The organism is Streptococcus sp. HMSC078D09, assembly GCF_001813675.1.
In the GTDB taxonomy this organism is placed as follows: Bacteria; Bacillota; Bacilli; order Lactobacillales; family Streptococcaceae; genus Streptococcus.
The window spans coordinates 1-615 of the sequence record NZ_KV813672.1 but is presented as its reverse complement, the minus strand read 5'-3'; the positions used below and the strand labels follow the sequence as shown (position 1 = coordinate 615).

General features: G+C 50.7%; 6 tRNA genes. All 6 read left to right on the top strand.

The features are described from left to right. The first annotated feature begins 31 nt into the window (after window positions 1–31). The 6 genes from HMPREF2926_RS05295 to HMPREF2926_RS05270 all read left to right on the top strand — a co-directional run bounded on the left by HMPREF2926_RS05295 (window position 32) and on the right by HMPREF2926_RS05270 (window position 567). A tRNA-Asp gene (locus HMPREF2926_RS05295) sits at window positions 32–104 on the top strand. Window positions 105–128: 24 nt separating this feature from the next. Further along, window positions 129–201, top strand: a tRNA-Lys gene (locus HMPREF2926_RS05290). Between the two features lie 6 nt (window positions 202–207). Continuing rightward, window positions 208–289: transfer RNA gene (locus tag HMPREF2926_RS05285), tRNA-Leu, on the top strand. Window positions 290–306: 17 nt separating this feature from the next. Next, window positions 307–379: transfer RNA gene (locus HMPREF2926_RS05280), tRNA-Thr, on the top strand. A gap of 23 nt (window positions 380–402) precedes the next feature. Continuing rightward, a tRNA-Gly gene (locus HMPREF2926_RS05275) sits at window positions 403–474 on the top strand. 7 nt (window positions 475–481) lie between these two features. Further along, window positions 482–567: transfer RNA gene (locus HMPREF2926_RS05270), tRNA-Leu, on the top strand. Window positions 568–615 lie beyond the last annotated feature (48 nt).

The following is a 615-nucleotide window of genomic DNA, read 5'->3' as shown; positions in this document are numbered from 1 at the left end:
GGTCAGCGGTTCGATCCCGTTAACTCCCATAGGTCCCGTAGTGTAGCGGTTATCACGTCGCCCTGTCACGGCGAAGATCGCGGGTTCGATTCCCGTCGGGACCGTTAAGATAATGAAAATTATTTTAAGACTCGTTAGCTCAGTTGGTAGAGCAATTGACTTTTAATCAATGGGTCACTGGTTCGAGCCCAGTACGGGTCATATTTTGCGGGTTTGGCGGAATTGGCAGACGCACCAGATTTAGGATCTGGCGCTTTACGGCGTGGGGGTTCAAGTCCCTTAACCCGCATAAGAGAATAATAATGAGCCGGCTTAGCTCAGTTGGTAGAGCATCTGATTTGTAATCAGAGGGTCGCGTGTTCAAGTCATGTAGCCGGCATTTTTTTATATAAAGAAAGCAATGCGAACGTAGTTCAGTGGTAGAACACCACCTTGCCAAGGTGGGGGTCGCGGGTTCGAATCCCGTCGTTCGCTTGAGGAGGCCGGGGTGGCGGAACTGGCAGACGCACAGGACTTAAAATCCTGCGATTGGTAACGATCGTACCGGTTCGATTCCGGTCCTCGGCATAGACAAAGGTTGAAAGAAGCACCCTTAGCTCAACTGGATAGAGTACC